We start from the raw sequence: 15577 nt of genomic DNA on the forward strand, positions 1-15577 counted from the left end.
CGTGTGGTGGAGACGGTTACCACCGTGCGCCGCCGGGCACGCTCGCGTCCAAGACCTCTTTCACCTCTTGTAATGCCCGTTGGGTATCACTCCATTCATACCCAGCGGTATCATGGAACCGCCCGGAGCGGCAACCGGACGGGGGCAGGGTGGACGTCGATCTGCGCAAGCTCCGCTACTTCGTGGCGGTCGCTGAGGAGCTGCACTTCGGTCGGGCTGCCGCCCGGCTGCACATCGCTCAGCCGGTCCTGTCGCGTCAGATCCGGGCCTTCGAGCACGAACTGCGCGCCACGCTCTTCGTTCGGGACCGCCGCTCCACGGTGCTGACCGAGGCCGGACGTCAATTGCTGACCGACGCCCGTCCGCTGCTCGCCTCGGCCGACGCCCTGCGGCGGCGGGTGCAGCGGGCCGCGCACGGCCGGCCGACGTTCACCATCGCGTTCATGCCCGGCCTTCTCGTCACCGCCGAGGCCCGCGCCATCGGCCAGCGGCACCCCGACCTGGCCGTCAACGTCGTCCGTACGTCCTGGGACGACCAGGCCGACATCGTCCGCGAGGGCCGCGCGGACGTCAGTTACGTTCGGCTTCCGGTCGACCAGAGCGGGCTGTGCCTGCGGCCACTGTTCACCGAACCCCGGGTCGTCGTCCTACCCACCGATCACCGGCTGGCCGGCAAGGAGTCGGTCGACCTCGCCGAGCTGATCGAGGAACGGCTCTTGCAGGACCCGGACGCGGTGCCGGAGTGGCGGGACCTGCCGAACCGTCCCACCGACCCCGATCCCCGACCTCGGCCCGAGCTGAACTCCGTCGAGGAGAAGCTGGAACATGTCGCCGCGTACGCCGGGATGGTGATCCTGCCGCTGTCGACGGCGACTTTCTACACGAGACCGGACGTCGGCCACGTGCCCGTCGCCGACCTCGGCCCCAACCAGGTGTGTCTGGCGTGGGCCGAGGACAACCGGTCTCCGCTGGTGCAGGAGTTCGTCGAGATTGCGGCCCAGCAGGCCGGTCACTGTCGACCCCGCGAGGGGTCAGGTGGCGCGGATCGGGAAGGTCTCACGTAGGGCCGGGTCCAGCGACCGGCCGGTGGTCGGTTCGATGAACAGGTCGGCGAGCAGCAGGTCGGGGAGGTGGCTGGGGTTGATGCCCGACTCCTTGCGGCCGAGGGCCTGCGCCGCGCCGCCGAGTCGCAGCGCGGCCCGCGCCGCGCCGGCCGGCAGGCGACCGACCCGGCGGGGCCGGCCCACCGCCGCGGCGATGCGGGCGATCATGTCGTGCCAGGTGAGGTTCTCGTCGGCGACCGGGAGGTCCGCGCCGCTGGCCTGCTCCAGGGCGTCGACCGCGACGTCGGCCACGCTGCGCGCGGAGGCCGCGGCGCTGCCGCCGGTCGGGGCGACCAACGGGGTACGCGAGCGGGCCCACCGGTCCAGCGGACCGGCCCAGTTGGGCAGCCGGTCGCCGGCCCTACCGAAGACGAAGGGCAGTTCCAGTACGGCGACAGGCAGGCCCTCGCCGGCCGCCGTCCGCCCCTCCCGGGCCTGTTCCAGGCGGCAGCGGATGTACGTGTGCCGTTCGGCGAGGCGCCACTGGGGGTGCAGCCGGTCGAAGTAGGTGTAGTAGGAGCCCATCACGACGCCCCGGGTGAGACCTTCGAGGCGGGCGGCGGTGAACAGGCGTACCACCGGGTCGACGTTGTCTCGGCGGAACTCGGGATAGATCGGCTTGGGTAGCGGCCGTTGCTCGTCGGTGCGGGTGGCGTAGACGACGCCGTCGTGACCGGCGAGCAGCGCCCGCAGTTCGTCGATCGGGGCGGACCCGACGTCGAGTAGGTGGTCAATGCCCGGCTGGGCGGTACGCGCCACTGTGGTAGCGGCGTGACCACGCTCCCGCAGGACGTCCACGACATGGGCACCGATCAGGCCACTGCCACCCACCACAAGAATTCGCACGCTGAATCGTCCATGGTGGAGACCACCGATTGTCAAGGGGGGATCGACGCCCGTCGGATTCAGGCCGAGCCCGGAGACCTGGTCGGGGTGTCCTGGATCTGGGCGGGAGCGGCAGTGGATGCGCCGGTCGTTGGGGCGTACCGCTGCTGTGCCGCCCAGAGCGCGAGCAGGCGCAGGTTGTCGTGTGAGCTGCTGCCGGGATCCGTGGTGTAGATGAAGAGCGTCTGGTCGTCGTCGCCGGGTAGTGCCAGCGCCTCGTATCGGATGGTCATCGGACCCACCGCGGGGTGGACCATGTGCTTGGTGCCGTGGGTCCGCTCGTGCACCCGGTGGTTGTGCCACCACGTACGGAACTGCGGGCTCTTGATGGTCAGCTCGCCGACGAGTTCATTGAGCTGCGGGTCGTCGGGGTTCCGGCCGGCGTAGAGGCGCAGCGTGCCCACGACGTCAGCCGCCACGGTGGCCCATTCGGGGTAGACCTCGCGGGCGCCGGGGTCGAGGAGGACCCAGCGCGTGTAGTTGCGCTGGCGGGGTGGCAGTTGGGTCCAGTCGGTGAGGAGGGCGCGGGCCAGCAGGTTCGACGCGAGGATGTCGGTGCGGCGCCCGACGATGAAAGCCGGGTGGTCGACCATCGAGGCGATCAACTGGTGCATCGCCGGCCGGACCCGCTGGGCCGGCACCTGCCCGGTGCGGTGCCGGGCCGGCCGGGCCAGGTCGACAAGGTGAGCCCGGGCGGCCGCGTCGAGGTGGAAGACACGGCCCAACGCGTCGATGACCGCCTCCGACGGACTGCTGTGCCGGCCCTGTTCGAGACGGGTGTAGTAGTCGACGCTCACCCCGGCGAGCTGAGCTACCTCCTCCCGGCGCAGGCCGCGGACGCGTCGCCCCGACAGCGGGAGGATTCCCGCCGCCTCCGGCGTCGTGTCAGCCCGACATTTCCGCAGGAAGTCGGCCAGTTCTGTGCGTCGCACCATGTCGCCAATGATGGCGCGCGCGGCGGCCCGCGCCCAGAGGGCTGGGTGGGCATGGCGTTCCCAGGTACGGCCGGGCCTGGCCAGACGTGTTCGGCCCGCCCGCCCGACAGCAGCATGGAATGCGTTCCCGGCAGGGCACAGCGCTGCCACTCCAGTCACAAGGAGAACACTGATGTCGTACCCCACCACCCGACCCGCCACCTGGTTCGTCACGGGGACCTCCAGGGGCCTCGGCCTGGAGTTGGTCAAGCAGATCCTCGAGCGCGGTGACAACGTCGCGGCGACGACCAGGTCGGCTGAGCGTCTCGACGCGGCGCTGGGATCCGTGGACCGGGCCCGGCTGCTGCCACTCGAGCTGAACCTCGCGGACGAGCCGGCGGTCGCGGCGGCGATCCGTTCCACCACCGACCGTTTCGGCGCGATCGACGTGGTCGTGAACAACGCCGGCTACGGCTTCCTCGCCGCCGTCGAGGAGGTCACCGACGCCGACGTCCGGCTGATGTTCGACGTGCAGATCTTTGGACTCTGGAACGTTCTTCGTGCGGTGCTGCCGTCCCTGCGCGCCCAGCGCAGTGGTCACATCATCAACATCTCCTCGATCCTCGGTCTGACCTCCTTCCCGGGCTGGGGTCTCTACTGCGCCGGAAAGTACGCCCTGGAAGGGCTGACCGAGTCACTGGCTGCGGAAGTCGGTGATTTCGGCGTGCAGGTCAACCTCGTGGAGCCCGGCTACATGCGGACCGATTTTCTGCGTACGCACTCCCTTGGCCTGCCGCCGACCACCGTGTCCGGCTACGAGTCGATCCGGGAGATGACCGAGGCGCACCTGGCCATGCCGGGCACCCAGCTCGGTGACCCGGCCCGTGCCGCGACCGCCATCATCGAGGTGGCCGTCTCGGGTGAGGCCCCTCTGCACCAGCTACTCGGCTCGGACTCCTACTCCCTGGCCAAGGCCCGGATCGATGCGCTGACCTCCGACGTGGAGGCGGGCCGCGAGCTGGCGTACACGACGGACATCCCGCAGCACAGCTGAGGACCTCGGTTGCCATCTGGTGTTGCCCGGCCTGGTCTCACCATCCAGGCCGGGCCCGGCGCCGTTCAGCCGGTGACGAGCCTGACGTTGATGGTCGGAGCCGATGCGCTTCGACGCCCTCCCGCAGACGTTAGGCTCGGGCGGAGGGTCTACAGTGGGCGTGTCGTGCACGGTCAGTGACGGTTGCCTGACCGCGGGATGCGCCACCGTGTGTCCGAGAACTTCTCACAAACGGGGGTTGAGGATGCCGGATCCGCGCGCCTTCTGGCTGGACGAGCAGTTCGACCGCGAGCACGGCACCGACGGGCGTGGCCGGTATGAGGCCGAGGTGTTTCGCCGGATCGACGAGTTCGCCGACACCTGGGGTGACTTCGCGCCCGTGACGTTCGCGGTGACCGCCTGGCGGCTGGCCACCGAGCTGTCGCCGGGTTTCGTGCGCTGGCACCGCCGGATCATCTCGGCGACCTGCGCGCGTAGCCCGTGGGACGGCAGCCTGGTCTGCGCGGTGACAGTGGCCTCCCGCTGGCCGGCCGAGCTGACCTGGACCAAGCAGTGGCAGCGCGACCGTGGTTGGCAGGACTGGCCCCGGCTGTTCGGCCAGTTCACCACACCCACCGAGCAGGACCAGACGCGCCGCCCGCATCTGCGCGCGCTGCTCCAGGTGGAGGCGCCGATCCCGCTCGACGACCTGCCGCCGACGCCCGACGGCCCGGACGACGAGGTTGCCGCGGCGGCGCGCCGGGCCGTGGCGGTGCTGGCCCGGGAACTCAACGACCTCCTCGCACCGATGATCGGGCAGCTCGACGCCGGAGTTCCGGCGGACTCCTGAAACGCTCGCGCGCCGGTAGGGTCGTCGGCGTGAATTCCGACGACATCGCCGGCCGGCTCGGAGTGCCCGTCGAGGACGTCGACCGCGTGCACCGGCTCGCCGGTGACGGGCCGTCAGCTCCGTTGCCGGCCAAGGCCGACGCACCCGCGATCCTCGACCGGCTCACCGTGCCGCCGGACGACGCCGCCGAGATCCTGGCGGGCTGGCCCGACCCCGGCTCCGCCCTGTGGACTCCGGAGCTGCGCTGGTTGCTCGACCGCTCGATCGCCCTGGTCCGCGCCGACCTCGCGGGCTACGACTGGCTTCCGCCCGGTCCGGAGCTGCCCCGGGAGCGCGGGCCTGCCTGGCGGCACCTCTACGTGTACGCGTACCTGGCCCTTGTCGACGTGGTGCGCGGGTACCACAGCGACCACGGCATCCCCGACGCCGTGACCTGGGTGACCCTGGCTGACCTGGGCCGCAACCTCGCCATCGACCGACGGATGCGCGGCGAGGGCTGGCCGATCATGCAGAGCTGGCTGACGCTTCACTCGCGCGGCAGCGTGTATGAGCTGGGCCGGCTACAGCACCAGCGCGGTGACGGCGCGATCGGGCTGCACGTCCCCGATTCGGGGCCGTTGACTCCGGAGGCGGTGGCGTCGTCCCTCGACGAGGCCCGCGCGTTCTTTCCCCGGCACTTTCCCGACGAGCGCTACACCGCGTTCTCCTGCGCGTCGTGGCTGCTCGACCCACAGCTGCGGGAGTACCTCCCCGAGGACTCCAACATCGTGCGGTTCCAGCGCCGGTTCGAGTTGGAGCCCTACGACGAGTCCGCGGGGCCGGACGCCGACATCGAGGTCCTGCGGTTCGGGTTCCGGACCCTGACCACGCCGCTCGACGAGCTGCCGCGCCGCACTGTGCTCCAGCGCGCGATCATCGACCACCTGCGGGCCGGCGGCCACTGGCACTGGCGCCACGGCCGCTTTCCGATCTAGGCATCCGCGTCCCACCACGCGTCGTTGGCGGCGGCCTGGGCCGCCGGTTCGATGACTTCCCACACCTGCGCGATCAATCCGTCGGCGATCCGCAGGACGTCGACCACCACGATCTCCGGCCCTCCGTCGGGGAGTCGGCGTCGCGAGTGCACCACGACGTGGTCACCGTCGGCCAGCAGGTGCAGGATGTCGACCCGCATGCCGGTGGTCGGGCCGAGCGCGGCGCTGACCGCGGCGAGCCACTGCGCCCTGGTCGAGGTCGTCGAATCCGAGCGGTGATGGGTGAAGTCCTCGCTCAGGTACGAGGCGAGCGTGTCGACGTCGCCGGTGTCGACAAGCCCCGCCAACGCACGTCCGACGATGCTCTTGTTCTCGGTGGTCATGGGCGCAAGTGTTTCCCCGGCCCGGATGGTTGTCGATGACATCGCACTTCATGGCGTCCCGAGCGAGGATGAGTAGGGTCATGATCGTGTATGCGGTCGGGGAACTCCTGCGGCAGTGGCGCAAGCGCCGAGGGCTCAGCCAACTCGACCTGGCGATCGCCGCCGACGTCTCGGCTCGGCACGTCAGCCTGGTCGAGACCGGCAAGTCCACGCCGAGCGCCGACATGATCCTCCGGCTGGCCGAGCAGCTCCACGTGCCGCTGCGTGATCGCAACCACCTGTTGCTCGCCGCCGGCTTCGCGCCCCGGTACGCGCAGCGCCCGCTCGACGACGCCGCCCTGTCGGGTGCTCTCGGCGCGGTCCGCAGGGTGCTCCGGGCGCACGAACCGTATCCGGCGCTGGTCTTCGACCGTCGGTGGAACATCCTGCTGACCAACCGCGCGGTCGATCCGTTCTTCGCGTACGTGGCCCCCGACCTGTTGCGGCCACCGGTGAACCTGGTCCGGCTCGGCCTGGACCCGCGCGGGCTCGCCTCGCTGGTCGTCAACCTGGCGGACGTGCGGGCGGTGTTCCGCAGCCGGATCTCACGCCAGCTCGCCGCAGCTCCGGACGCGGCGCTCGCCGCGCTCTACGAGGAACTGCTCAGCCCGCAGCCCGAGGAGCCGACGAGCGACCGCCTCGACGCCGACGTGGTGCTCCCGATGATCCTCCGGGTCGGTGACCGAGAGCTGCGGCTCTTCTCGACCATCACCACGTTCGGCACCCCGACGGACATCACGATCGAGGAGATCGCCGTCGAGTCCTACTACCCCGCGGACGCGGAGAGCGCCGCCTACTTCACACGGTAGGGCCCGGCCTGGTCGGTTACCAGGCCGGGCCCCGTGCACATTCCCGGTCAGCCGGTGGTCAGGATGAACCTCTCCCAGGCCCCGACCGACGTGCGGTTGGCGATCAGGGATCCGGCCCCGGCGTTCTCGGCGCACACGATCTGGTTGTTGACCGTGGCGCGCAGGCTCACCGTCCCATCCGAGTTGCTGATGAGCTGGAACGTCTCCCACGATCCGATCGACGTGGCGTTGGCGACCAACGCTGCGGCGCCCGCGTTCGCGGCCGAGACGTAGAGCCCGTTGGCGCGCGACCGCAGGGCGATGGCACCGTTGCCGGCGTCCACCCGGTCGAACTGTTCGGTCGTCGCACCGACGCTGGCCTTGTTGGCGATCAACGCGGTGGTGCCGACCGCCGACACGTACTGGTTGTTGACCTGCGCCCGCAGCGTGCTCACCGGCGTGGTGCTACCGGTGCCGGTCGCGAAGGTGAACGCGTCGACATCGAACAGGTAGCCGGACCCACCCTTGAACACCAGGTACAGCGTCGTCGACGCGGTGGGCGGGTTGCTGATCGTGGCGGACGCATCGACGAACGTCTCCCAGTTGCCGGTCACCGGCACCGTGACGGTGCCCAGCAGGGAGCCGGTGGCCGACCCGGCTCGGACCTCGATGGTGCCGCCCGCGCCGGCCGACGACGCCCGCACGGTGATGCGGTTGGCGTTGGCCAGGTTGTACGGCTGGTACGAGATCCAGTCGTTGTTCTCGATGAATCCGGCGGTGCGGCCACCCTCGGCGTTGGTGTGGTCGGTGGCCTGGACGCCGGACTGAGCGCCGAAGTGCTCACCCTGGCGGTGCTTGGGTTGCAGCGTCTTGATGCTGTGCGTGGTCAGCCCGCCGTTGTCGGTGTAGGCGGCGTCGAAGACCCCGTAGATGTTCGCCGCCGAGTCGTGCTCGCCGTCGGTCGGCACGGTGATCGACCCACTGCACCCGTTCTTCGAGGTGATCTGGTGGGCGTGGCTGTCGTGGCCCAGCGCGTACGTCAGGCTCACCTTGGAACAGTCGATCGTGCCGTCCTGCGGGTCGCTCACCGAGATCTGGTACGACACGGTGTCACCGAAGTTGAACAACTGCCCGTCGGCGGGCGAGGTGAGCGTCACCGTCGGGGCCGTGTTGCCCACGGTGATGACCAAGCTCGCCGTGCCGGTCAAGCCATTCGGGTCGGTGACCCTCAACGTGGGGGAGTACGTGCCGTTCGTGGTGTACGTCTTGGTCGGGTTCGCCGCCGTCGACGTGGTGCCGTCACCGAACGTCCACAGGTAGCTCAGCGCCCCACCCTCGGGGTCCGAGCTGCCGGCCGACGAGAAGTTGACCGTCAACGGGTTGGCCCCGGACGTCGGGTTCGCCGAGGCGACCGCGATCGGATTGCGGTTGCCGCCGCCGATGTACTCGATCCGGAACAGCGCCTGGTTGTTCGACCCGGTGCCGTAGTCCAGCACGTACAACGCGCCGTCCGGACCGAAGGCCATGTCCATGACCTGCGTGCCGGACCACGGGAAGTTGGAGATCTCCCCGCGGGAGCCGTCGGAGTTGACAGCGATGGCCTTGATCCAACGGCGACCGTACTCGCCGGCGAAGAACTGACCGTTGAGCGACTGCGGGAACTTGATGCTGGAGTTCAGCGACGCGTCGTACCGGTAGACCGGCCCGCCCATCGGCGACTCCGAGCCGCTGCCGAACTCCGACGGTGAACCGGAGTCGCCGGCGTACTTGATCCAGGCCTGCCTCGCCGCCGGCAGCGTGCCGAGCCCGGTGTTGCGGAACGAGTTGTTGGTCGGCCCGCCCGTGCAGTTGTACTTGGACTGCGACGGCCCGGACGGGAAGGTGTATTCGTTGTATGTTTCGGTGCTCGTGTTGTTGCCGGTGCAGTACGGCCAACCGTAGTTGCCGGCCGACGCGATGCGGTTGAACTCGACCTGACCGGAAGGGCCACGGCTGGAGTTCGTGGAACCGGCGTCGGGGCCGTAGTCACCGAGGTAGACGACGCCGGTGGCCTTGTCGACGCTCATCCGGAACGGGTTGCGCAGACCCATCGCGTAGATCTCCGGCCGGGTGTTGGCCGTGCCGGGGGCGAACAGGTTGCCCGACGGAATGGTGTACGTGCCGTCGGACTGCGGCTTGATCCGCAGCAGCTTGCCCCGCAGGTCGTTGGTGTTGCCCGCCGTACGCTGGGCGTCGAACTGCGGGTTGCGGTTGGTCCGCTCGTCAAGCGGTGCGTAGCCGGACGACTCGAACGGGTTGGTGTCGTCGCCGGTGGTCAGGTACAGGTTGCCGGCGGCGTCGAAGTCCAGGTCGCCGCCGACGTGGCAGCACTGCCCACGGTCGTTGGCGACCTGGAGCACGATCTTCTCGCTGCCCAGGTTGAGCGTGTCGTCGCTGTTGAGGGTGAACCGCGACAGCCGCAGGTGCCCCTTCCACCGGTCCCAGTCCGACTGCGAGCCGGTGGTCGGCGCGTCCCCGGACGGGGTGCTCAACGTGGGCGAGTAGTACAGGTAGATCCACCGGTTGGTGGCGAAGCCGGGGTCGACGGCGACGCCCTGCAAGCCCTCCTCGTCGTGGGTGTAGACCGACAGGGTGCCGGAGGTCTTGGTGTTGCCGGCCACGTCGGTCACCCGCAGCACACCGTTGCGGGCGGTGTGCAGCACCGAGCGGTTGGGCAGGACGGCCAGGGACATGGCCTCACCCAGCTCGGCCGAGCCGGTGGCGAGCTTGACCTGCTGATAGTCGGAGGCGGGGATCACCGCGGCCTGCGCGGTGGACGGTGCAGCCACAGCGAGGGCCGCGCTTGCGACAGCGAGAACCGCCGCGAAGAGCGCCCGGGGCCAGCGCCGGGGATACGAGAGCATGATCGTCCTTTCTCGACGACCGGGGGTGCGGGCGCGCGGGGGCGCACCACGACCAGGTGGGGGTGGTGAAGAACGGGCGGGGAGGCAGGTCAGCTGGTGGTGACCAGGTCGAACTTCTCCCACTGGCCGATGGCGGTCCGGTTGGCGATCAACGGGGAGGAGCCGCCGTTGTCGGCGGAGACGTACCGGCTGTTCACAGTGGCCCGCAGGCTCACCGTGCCGTCGGAGTTGCGGACCAGCTGGAACGTCTCCCAGGCGCCGGCGCTGCCCCGGTTGGCGATCAGCGCGGCGGCCCCGGCGTTCTCGGCCGCGACGTACTGCCCGTTGCTCTTCGCCCGCAGCGCCACGTTGCCGTTGGCGAGGTTGACCAGGTCGAACCGCTCGCTCGTGTTCACCGAGGTCTTGTTGGCGATCAGAGCGGTGGTCGAGTTGGGCGCGCTGACGTACTGGTTGTTGGCGCGGGCCCGCAGGGTGGAACCGCTGACGGTGGGCGGCGGGGTGGTCGTGCGCGGCGAGCAGTCGGCGGTCACGGAGCCCGCGGCGACCTGGAGGCCACCGAGAAGCATCCGGGTGAAGTTCGGGTCGGTGTACGACGCCTCGGTGTGCCCGAGGCCGGTGTACCAGGCCCGTCCGCCGCCGTACGCCTTGCACCAGGTGATCGGGTGGTCGCCGCTCATGTTGCCGCCGCTGTAGGACGACTCGTCGAGGTTGGCGAGGACCCGAGCGGTGGACCGGGGGTTGGTGCGGTAGTTGTACCACTCGTCGGAGCGGACCCAGGTGGCCCCGAGGTGCGCCGTCGACGGGTTGGTGTTGTCCTCGATCCGCACTGTGGCGTTCTGGATCGCCGGGTGCGAGTCGAAGTACGCGCCGACCAGTTGGCCGTACCACGGCCAGCTGTACTCGGTGTCGGCCGCGGCGTGCACGCCGACGTAGCCGCCACCAGCGGCGATGTACGACTCGAAGGCCGTCTGCTGGCTGGCGTTGAGGACGTCGCCGGTCGTCGACATGAACACCACCGCCTGGTACTGGGCCAGGTTGGAGGTGGTGAACTGGGCAGCGTCCTCGGTCGACGTCACGGTGAAGCCGTTGGCCGAGCCGAGCTGCTGGATCGCGGCGATGCCGTTGGGGATCGACGAGTGCCGGAAGCCGGCGGTCTTGCTGAACACCAGGACCTTGGTCAGTGGCGCCGCCGAGGCGGGTGTCGGCAGGGCGACCAGACTGGCCAGCATGACTGCCAGGCCGGTGACGAGTGCCAACAGGCGGGGACGGGAACGCATGGTGTTGCTCCTCTGCTGAGCGTCGACCTCAGGCCGGTGCGCATGGGCAGGCCGGGGCCATGGTGGCGGTGGTGCGGAAGCCGGGCCGCCGATGCTCGGCTGAGGTGCTGCGGGGTGGTGGGGTGATGGAGGAGTGGTGGGGTGGAAACAGTCGATGACCTCGCCGAAACACTGTGGACGGTCAGAATTCATCGATTGGTATCGCTGACGCAGTAAACCTCCGATGTATGCGCCCCGTCAACCCCACCGTTTGCGGCCCGGGTGCGCCCGCGCACGGCCCGCGTCACGGTGGTGGTGGGACGTATGGTCGGTGGCATGAGCACCGACGAAGATCGAGAACGCCTCGCAGGGCAACTCATGGCGCTGCCGGTCCGCGCGCTCGTCGACGTCCTCTGCCGTGCCCTACCGCACTTCACCGAGGGATCCGCGTGCGCCCTGACCTGACCTGCCCAGACGACCGGGCGTGGCACGGTTGGCCCAGGTCACCTATGCGGGCCCGCGGGTGCCAGTGGTCGCCATGAGGATGAGGTCGGCGATCGTCTCCGGGTGGGTGACCATGGCGAGATGCGACGACTCGACCTCGATGGTAGTGGCGTTCATCCGGTCGGCCAGAAACCTCTCCAGCTCCGGCGCGGTCGTGCGGTCCTGCGTGGAGATCGAGTAGTAGCAGGGCCTGTCCCGCCAGGCGGCCGTCGTCGTGCGGCCCGTGAAGAGGTCGTCGGCGATCGGCCCCTGCACCGCGTACAGAGCGCGGGCGCGGGCCTCGTCGACACCACCGGCGAAGTCGCTCAGGAAGGCGTTCTCGCTCAACTGTGCGTACCCGTCGTGGTGCACGAGGCCGGCGTTCGCCGGCGGCGTGGGGAACTTCGCGGCGAGCGCGGCGTAGTCCTCCCCGGCGTCCGGCGCGCGGGCCGCGACGTACACCAGGGCGGTAACCGTCGGATGATTGCCGGCCTCGCTGATGATCGTGCCGGCCCAGGAATGGCCCGCCAGCACCGTTGGCCCGTCCTGCCGGTCGAGGGCGCGGTTGGTGGCCGCGACGTCGTCGGCCAGCGAGGTCAGCGGGTTCTGCACAGCGGTGACCGTGAGCCCGGCCCGCTGAAGGATCGGGATGACGTCGGACCAGGAGGAGCCGTCGGCGTACGCGCCGTGGACCAGGACGACGTTGCGGGCCCTCTTGACCGAAGACGTGTCGCTCATCCGAAAACCTCCGCACGACGCCGTGCCGTCGCTCGCTCGTCGACAGCTCTCGTCCGCCACTCTTCCGCACGCCGGTCGGACCGGTGGGCCGAATGCCCAGGCTTCAGCCGCTCTGGCGCGCCGGCTCCGGTGCGAGGGCGTTCCAGTTCAGGTGGTCGCGGTAGCGGTGTCGCAGGACTATCCAGCTGACCGAGAACGGCACGACCCCCATGGCCACCACGCCCAGGACGTTCGCGCCGACCACGTCGAAGACCGCCCCGACGTCGCCGAACAGCTGAGCGACCGTCTGGAACGCGACGTGCAGGCCGATGCCGGCCCAGATGTCGCCGGTGGCGGCACGGAAGGCGCCCAACAGCAACGCGAAGACGAAGAACAGCGCCAGCCGGTCGACGGATCTGGCCGCCCCGATGAGGAACCCGAAGACTGTGAACAGCACCGCCTGCCCGATGACCGCCTGCCAGGCGGGCAGCCGGGTGGCGAGGTGGTGTTGCAGGTACCCACGGAAGACCAGCTCCTCCGGCAGCGCCTCCTTGAGGAAAACCAGCACGACCAGCAGCGCCGCCACCCGCAGCACATCCCCGACGGACGTCCGGACACCGATCTCCACCCAGCCGAGACCGAGGCAGAGCGCGAACCCCGCCGCGGCGGGGACGAGCCAGCAGGCCATCCCGAACAGCAGACGCCGCCAGCCGGCGCGCAGCGACGGCAACCCGAGGCCGGCCCAGGGCCGACGGTCCAGGACACGACGGGCGACGACCACCAGGGGTACGACGACAGCGGTGGTGAGGACCGCCGCGATCGCATGGGCCGGTCGGTCGTAGTCCCGGCCGAGCAGAGCGCCCAGGACCAGCCACACCAGCACGGCGGCGCCGGCCACGACGAGGATCCGCCACGGCAGGGCGGGGCGAGATCCGGCGCTCACCACGCGCAGCCTAGCCAGCGGCGTCAACTGTTGACGGTCAGCGGCCGAGGACGAGGTAGCCGAGGCCGAGGACACCCCGGTAACCGCCGACGTACTCGCGCAACCGGTCGTCGAGCTCCGCGCGGACCTCGGCCGCACGGGGATCCTCCGGGTACGCCAGCAGCCACTCCTGCCGCCCGGCGAGCCAGGTGGACTCGAAGTCGTCCCACTCCCGCTGATCGGCGGTGCTCAGGTGCAGCAACCGCCAGCCCCGCTGGTGGGCGGCCTCGACCAGCCCGGGCAGGGTCGGAACCTCCGGGCCGAAGACCTCGGCGATCTCCGCCGTGGGGGACCGCTCCCAGTACGCGTCGCCGAACAGCAGCCGCCCACCGGGTCGGACCACGGCGGCGAGGGCGTCGAGGGCGGCCTCGGTGCCGCCGAAGGCGTGTGCAGAGCCGATGCAGAGGACCCGGTCGGCCGGCTCCTGCCAGGTCGCCGCTTCCCCCCTCACGAAGGCGACGTGCCGGTTCAGCGACCGCCCCGCGGCCAGCCGCCGCCCTCGGTCGAGCGCGGCCTCATCGGTGTCGACGCCGACGCCGCGGGTCGGAACCGGGCCGGAGACACCACCGGCGGCGACCGCCCGCAGCAGCAGCTCACCCCAGCCGCAGCCGAGGTCGAGCACACGCGCGCCGGGCCGGACGTCGAGCCGTTCCAGCAGCAACGCGGAGTGCTCCGGCGAGAGTGGAGTGTTCCAGCGCATTCGCGCGTAGCGGCTGGCGGCGAGGTGGTCGGTTGACTGCATCCGTTGAGGGTGTCAAAGCGTGCGCCGGGTCGGGCACCGGGGCGTACGGCAGGATCGGTGGGGTGGACGCGCAGAGACCGGGGCCGGCGCGGCGGCCGACCCCGCAGGAGGTGGCTGCGGCGGCCGGCCGGGGTCTGTCGGACATCATCGGCCCCGGGCTGCGCGTGCTGTTCTGCGGCTTCAACCCGGGCCTCTACTCGGCCGCCGTGGGGGAGCCGTTCGCCCGCCGGGGCAGCCGATTCTGGCCGGCCCTGCACGGGGCGGGCTTCACCAACCGCCAGCTGCACTCATGGGAACGCGACGAGCTGCTGCGGCAGGGCCTGGGCATCACCAGCCTGAGCAACCGGGCCACCGCCCGCGCCGGCGAGCTGACCTCGGAGGAACTGGTGGCCGGGGTGATTGGGCTGGCGGTGAAGGCCGAGCGCTACCGGCCGCGCTGGGTGGCGATTCTCGGGGTGAGCGCGTACCGCATCGCCTTCGCCCGACCGAAGGCCGGGCTGGGCCCGCGACCGGAGCGGCTGGGGCCGGCCCAGGTCTGGGTGCTGCCGAACCCCAGCGGCCTGAACGCGCACTTTCCGCTGCCGGCGTTGACCGCCGAGTTCGCCAGGCTGCGGCGGGCCCTCGACCCCTAGCCGGCCGCGGCGACCAGCCCCTGGTAGTACTGCTGCATCGCCGGGTGGTAGTCGTCGAACTCGGGGCGGGGCGAACCGTCCCGGGAGGCGACCAGCATGTCGAGGTAGTACTCCCAACCGGCGCCCACCTCGGCGATGCCCTCCACGCTGCTCAGGTGCTGCACGAACCGCAGCTCGGTGGTGCCGTCGGTCTCGGTCAGTGTCAGCTCCAGCAGCCAGCTGCCGTAGTCGTCGACCATCGACACGGCGAGGCGCTGCCGCGGTTCGCACGCGTCGATGCGCATCTCGCACCAGGGCTGCTGTTCCTCGTACGCCATCTGGACCCGGATGGTCCGGCCGGGGCCGGCGTCGCCCTCCCACGGGCCGAACCAGCGGGCCGTACGCTCGGGCTCGGTCAGGCTGGCCCAGACGTCCGCTGCCGGAGCGCGGAAGGTTCGGGTGAGGACGAGATCGTGGCCGGTGTCGGTGTCAAACAGGCGTCCGGCGGGTGTGCGGGTCATGCCGTGTGCTCCCTTCGGTGCTCCGCCGGGCCGCGGCCGCGGCGCTCTCGGCGGGTGCGATAGACCTCGGTCTCCAACGCGTCGAGGTGCCGCTCCCACCGGTCGGTGGCGGCGAGCGCGGCGAGCCAGTCGACCAGCGGGGCGAGCGGGCGCGGATCGAGTCGGTAGATCCTCTGTCGGCCGACCATCTCGTCGTGCACCAGACCGCTCTCGCGCAGTAGCCGCAGGTGGCGGCTGATCGCGGGTCGGCTGATCACGAATCGCTGGGCGATGTCACCAGCGGACAACGGCTCGTCGCGCAGCAGGGTCAGGATGTGCCGTCGTACCGGGTCCGCGATCGCGGTGGCCACCTCGTCCACCCGGAAAGCGTAACCTATGGGTTACGGGTTGGCG

Annotated in this window: 17 protein-coding genes; 7 read left to right on the forward strand and 10 right to left on the reverse strand. The window is 70.4% G+C overall.

What is annotated here, in order from left to right:
* The first annotated feature begins 149 nt into the window (after positions 1-149).
* On the forward strand, positions 150-1064 hold the full coding sequence (locus tag AB0B68_RS06465; RefSeq protein WP_357258162.1) for a LysR substrate-binding domain-containing protein: 915 nt from the start codon (positions 150-152) through the stop codon (positions 1062-1064).
* Here the strand turns inward: AB0B68_RS06465 and AB0B68_RS06470 are convergent.
* Together AB0B68_RS06470 and AB0B68_RS06475 are read right to left on the reverse strand one after the other, a co-directional pair.
* On the reverse strand, positions 1032-1949 hold the full coding sequence (locus tag AB0B68_RS06470; RefSeq protein ID WP_357200447.1) for an NAD(P)-dependent oxidoreductase: 918 nt from the start codon (positions 1947-1949) through the stop codon (positions 1032-1034). The two genes, AB0B68_RS06465 and AB0B68_RS06470, sit on opposite strands and share 33 nt — an antisense overlap.
* A gap of 59 nt (positions 1950-2008) precedes the next feature.
* Positions 2009-2923, reverse strand: a complete 915-nt coding sequence (locus AB0B68_RS06475; RefSeq protein ID WP_357200444.1) for a helix-turn-helix transcriptional regulator — start codon at positions 2921-2923, stop codon at positions 2009-2011.
* 172 nt (positions 2924-3095) lie between these two features.
* Between AB0B68_RS06475 and AB0B68_RS06480 the strand changes: the two genes are divergently transcribed.
* The 3 genes from AB0B68_RS06480 (at position 3096) to AB0B68_RS06490 (ending at position 5759) form a co-directional block, all read left to right on the forward strand.
* Positions 3096-3956, forward strand: a complete 861-nt coding sequence (locus AB0B68_RS06480) for an SDR family NAD(P)-dependent oxidoreductase (protein WP_357200441.1) — start codon at positions 3096-3098, stop codon at positions 3954-3956.
* A gap of 244 nt (positions 3957-4200) precedes the next feature.
* Entirely contained in the window at positions 4201-4785 is a 585-nt protein-coding gene (locus AB0B68_RS06485) for a hypothetical protein (RefSeq protein ID WP_357258164.1), read from the forward strand.
* A 29-nt stretch (positions 4786-4814) separates the two neighbouring features.
* Positions 4815-5759, forward strand: a complete 945-nt coding sequence (locus tag AB0B68_RS06490; protein WP_357258166.1) for an acyltransferase domain-containing protein — start codon at positions 4815-4817, stop codon at positions 5757-5759.
* On the opposite strand, the gene AB0B68_RS06495 is transcribed toward AB0B68_RS06490, so the two are convergent.
* On the reverse strand, positions 5756-6142 hold the full coding sequence (locus tag AB0B68_RS06495; RefSeq protein ID WP_357200433.1) for a nuclear transport factor 2 family protein: 387 nt from the start codon (positions 6140-6142) through the stop codon (positions 5756-5758). The two genes, AB0B68_RS06490 and AB0B68_RS06495, sit on opposite strands and share 4 nt — an antisense overlap.
* An 80-nt stretch (positions 6143-6222) precedes the next feature.
* On the opposite strand from AB0B68_RS06495, the gene AB0B68_RS06500 reads away from it, so the two are divergent.
* Positions 6223-6990 (forward strand): helix-turn-helix transcriptional regulator, encoded by a 768-nt coding sequence (locus AB0B68_RS06500; RefSeq protein ID WP_357258168.1) that lies wholly within the window; start codon positions 6223-6225, stop codon positions 6988-6990.
* A gap of 47 nt (positions 6991-7037) precedes the next feature.
* Here AB0B68_RS06500 and AB0B68_RS06505 read toward each other — a convergent pair whose 3' ends face one another.
* Both AB0B68_RS06505 and AB0B68_RS06510 read right to left on the reverse strand, forming a co-directional pair.
* Positions 7038-9872: a PQQ-dependent sugar dehydrogenase gene (locus tag AB0B68_RS06505; protein WP_357258171.1), complete on the reverse strand. Its 2835-nt coding sequence runs from the start codon at positions 9870-9872 to the stop codon at positions 7038-7040.
* A gap of 89 nt (positions 9873-9961) precedes the next feature.
* A complete protein-coding gene (locus AB0B68_RS06510; protein WP_357200425.1) occupies positions 9962-11149 on the reverse strand; it encodes a ThuA domain-containing protein in 1188 nt (395 codons plus the stop codon).
* A 315-nt stretch (positions 11150-11464) separates the two neighbouring features.
* On the opposite strand from AB0B68_RS06510, the gene AB0B68_RS06515 reads away from it, so the two are divergent.
* Entirely contained in the window at positions 11465-11593 is a 129-nt protein-coding gene (locus tag AB0B68_RS06515; RefSeq protein ID WP_357258173.1) for a hypothetical protein, read from the forward strand.
* Between the two features lie 42 nt (positions 11594-11635).
* Here AB0B68_RS06515 and AB0B68_RS06520 read toward each other — a convergent pair whose 3' ends face one another.
* From AB0B68_RS06520 to AB0B68_RS06530, 3 genes are all read right to left on the reverse strand, one after another.
* Positions 11636-12349 (reverse strand): alpha/beta hydrolase, encoded by a 714-nt coding sequence (locus AB0B68_RS06520; RefSeq protein ID WP_357258175.1) that lies wholly within the window; start codon positions 12347-12349, stop codon positions 11636-11638.
* Positions 12350-12452: 103 nt separating this feature from the next.
* Complete coding sequence (locus AB0B68_RS06525; RefSeq protein WP_357258177.1) at positions 12453-13271, reverse strand: type II CAAX endopeptidase family protein; 819 nt, start codon at positions 13269-13271, stop codon at positions 12453-12455.
* A gap of 37 nt (positions 13272-13308) precedes the next feature.
* Positions 13309-14052: a methyltransferase domain-containing protein gene (locus AB0B68_RS06530; RefSeq protein WP_357258179.1), complete on the reverse strand. Its 744-nt coding sequence runs from the start codon at positions 14050-14052 to the stop codon at positions 13309-13311.
* Positions 14053-14114: 62 nt separating this feature from the next.
* Between AB0B68_RS06530 and mug the strand changes: the two genes are divergently transcribed.
* Complete coding sequence (mug, locus tag AB0B68_RS06535) at positions 14115-14684, forward strand: G/U mismatch-specific DNA glycosylase (RefSeq protein ID WP_357258181.1); 570 nt, start codon at positions 14115-14117, stop codon at positions 14682-14684.
* Here mug and AB0B68_RS06540 read toward each other — a convergent pair.
* Entirely contained in the window at positions 14681-15184 is a 504-nt protein-coding gene (locus AB0B68_RS06540; protein ID WP_357200407.1) for an SRPBCC family protein, read from the reverse strand. The genes mug and AB0B68_RS06540 overlap by 4 nt on opposite strands.
* Positions 15181-15543, reverse strand: coding sequence for a metalloregulator ArsR/SmtB family transcription factor (locus AB0B68_RS06545; RefSeq protein WP_357200404.1), 363 nt, complete (start codon positions 15541-15543; stop codon positions 15181-15183). The genes AB0B68_RS06540 and AB0B68_RS06545 overlap by 4 nt, the downstream gene beginning before the upstream one ends.
* Positions 15544-15577: the final 34 nt, after the last annotated feature.

This window comes from Micromonospora sp. NPDC049049 (assembly GCF_040649115.1).
Classification (GTDB): Bacteria; Actinomycetota; Actinomycetes; order Mycobacteriales; family Micromonosporaceae; genus Micromonospora.

Excerpts from the sequence above, each read along its gene's own strand:
- AB0B68_RS06510 (WP_357200425.1), bottom strand. The coding sequence starts at position 11,149 with ATGCGTTCCCGTCCCCGCCTGTTGGCACTCGTCACCGGCCTGGCAGTC.
- AB0B68_RS06540 (WP_357200407.1), bottom strand. The coding sequence starts at position 15,184 with ATGACCCGCACACCCGCCGGACGCCTGTTTGACACCGACACCGGCCAC.
- AB0B68_RS06480 (WP_357200441.1), top strand. The coding sequence starts at position 3,096 with ATGTCGTACCCCACCACCCGACCCGCCACCTGGTTCGTCACGGGGACC.
- AB0B68_RS06475 (WP_357200444.1), bottom strand. The coding sequence starts at position 2,923 with ATGGTGCGACGCACAGAACTGGCCGACTTCCTGCGGAAATGTCGGGCT.
- AB0B68_RS06515 (WP_357258173.1), top strand. The coding sequence starts at position 11,465 with ATGAGCACCGACGAAGATCGAGAACGCCTCGCAGGGCAACTCATGGCG.
- AB0B68_RS06505 (WP_357258171.1), bottom strand. The coding sequence starts at position 9,872 with ATGCTCTCGTATCCCCGGCGCTGGCCCCGGGCGCTCTTCGCGGCGGTT.
- AB0B68_RS06520 (WP_357258175.1), bottom strand. The coding sequence starts at position 12,349 with ATGAGCGACACGTCTTCGGTCAAGAGGGCCCGCAACGTCGTCCTGGTC.
- AB0B68_RS06530 (WP_357258179.1), bottom strand. The coding sequence starts at position 14,052 with ATGCAGTCAACCGACCACCTCGCCGCCAGCCGCTACGCGCGAATGCGC.
- AB0B68_RS06485 (WP_357258164.1), top strand. The coding sequence starts at position 4,201 with ATGCCGGATCCGCGCGCCTTCTGGCTGGACGAGCAGTTCGACCGCGAG.
- AB0B68_RS06500 (WP_357258168.1), top strand. The coding sequence starts at position 6,223 with ATGATCGTGTATGCGGTCGGGGAACTCCTGCGGCAGTGGCGCAAGCGC.
- AB0B68_RS06495 (WP_357200433.1), bottom strand. The coding sequence starts at position 6,142 with ATGACCACCGAGAACAAGAGCATCGTCGGACGTGCGTTGGCGGGGCTT.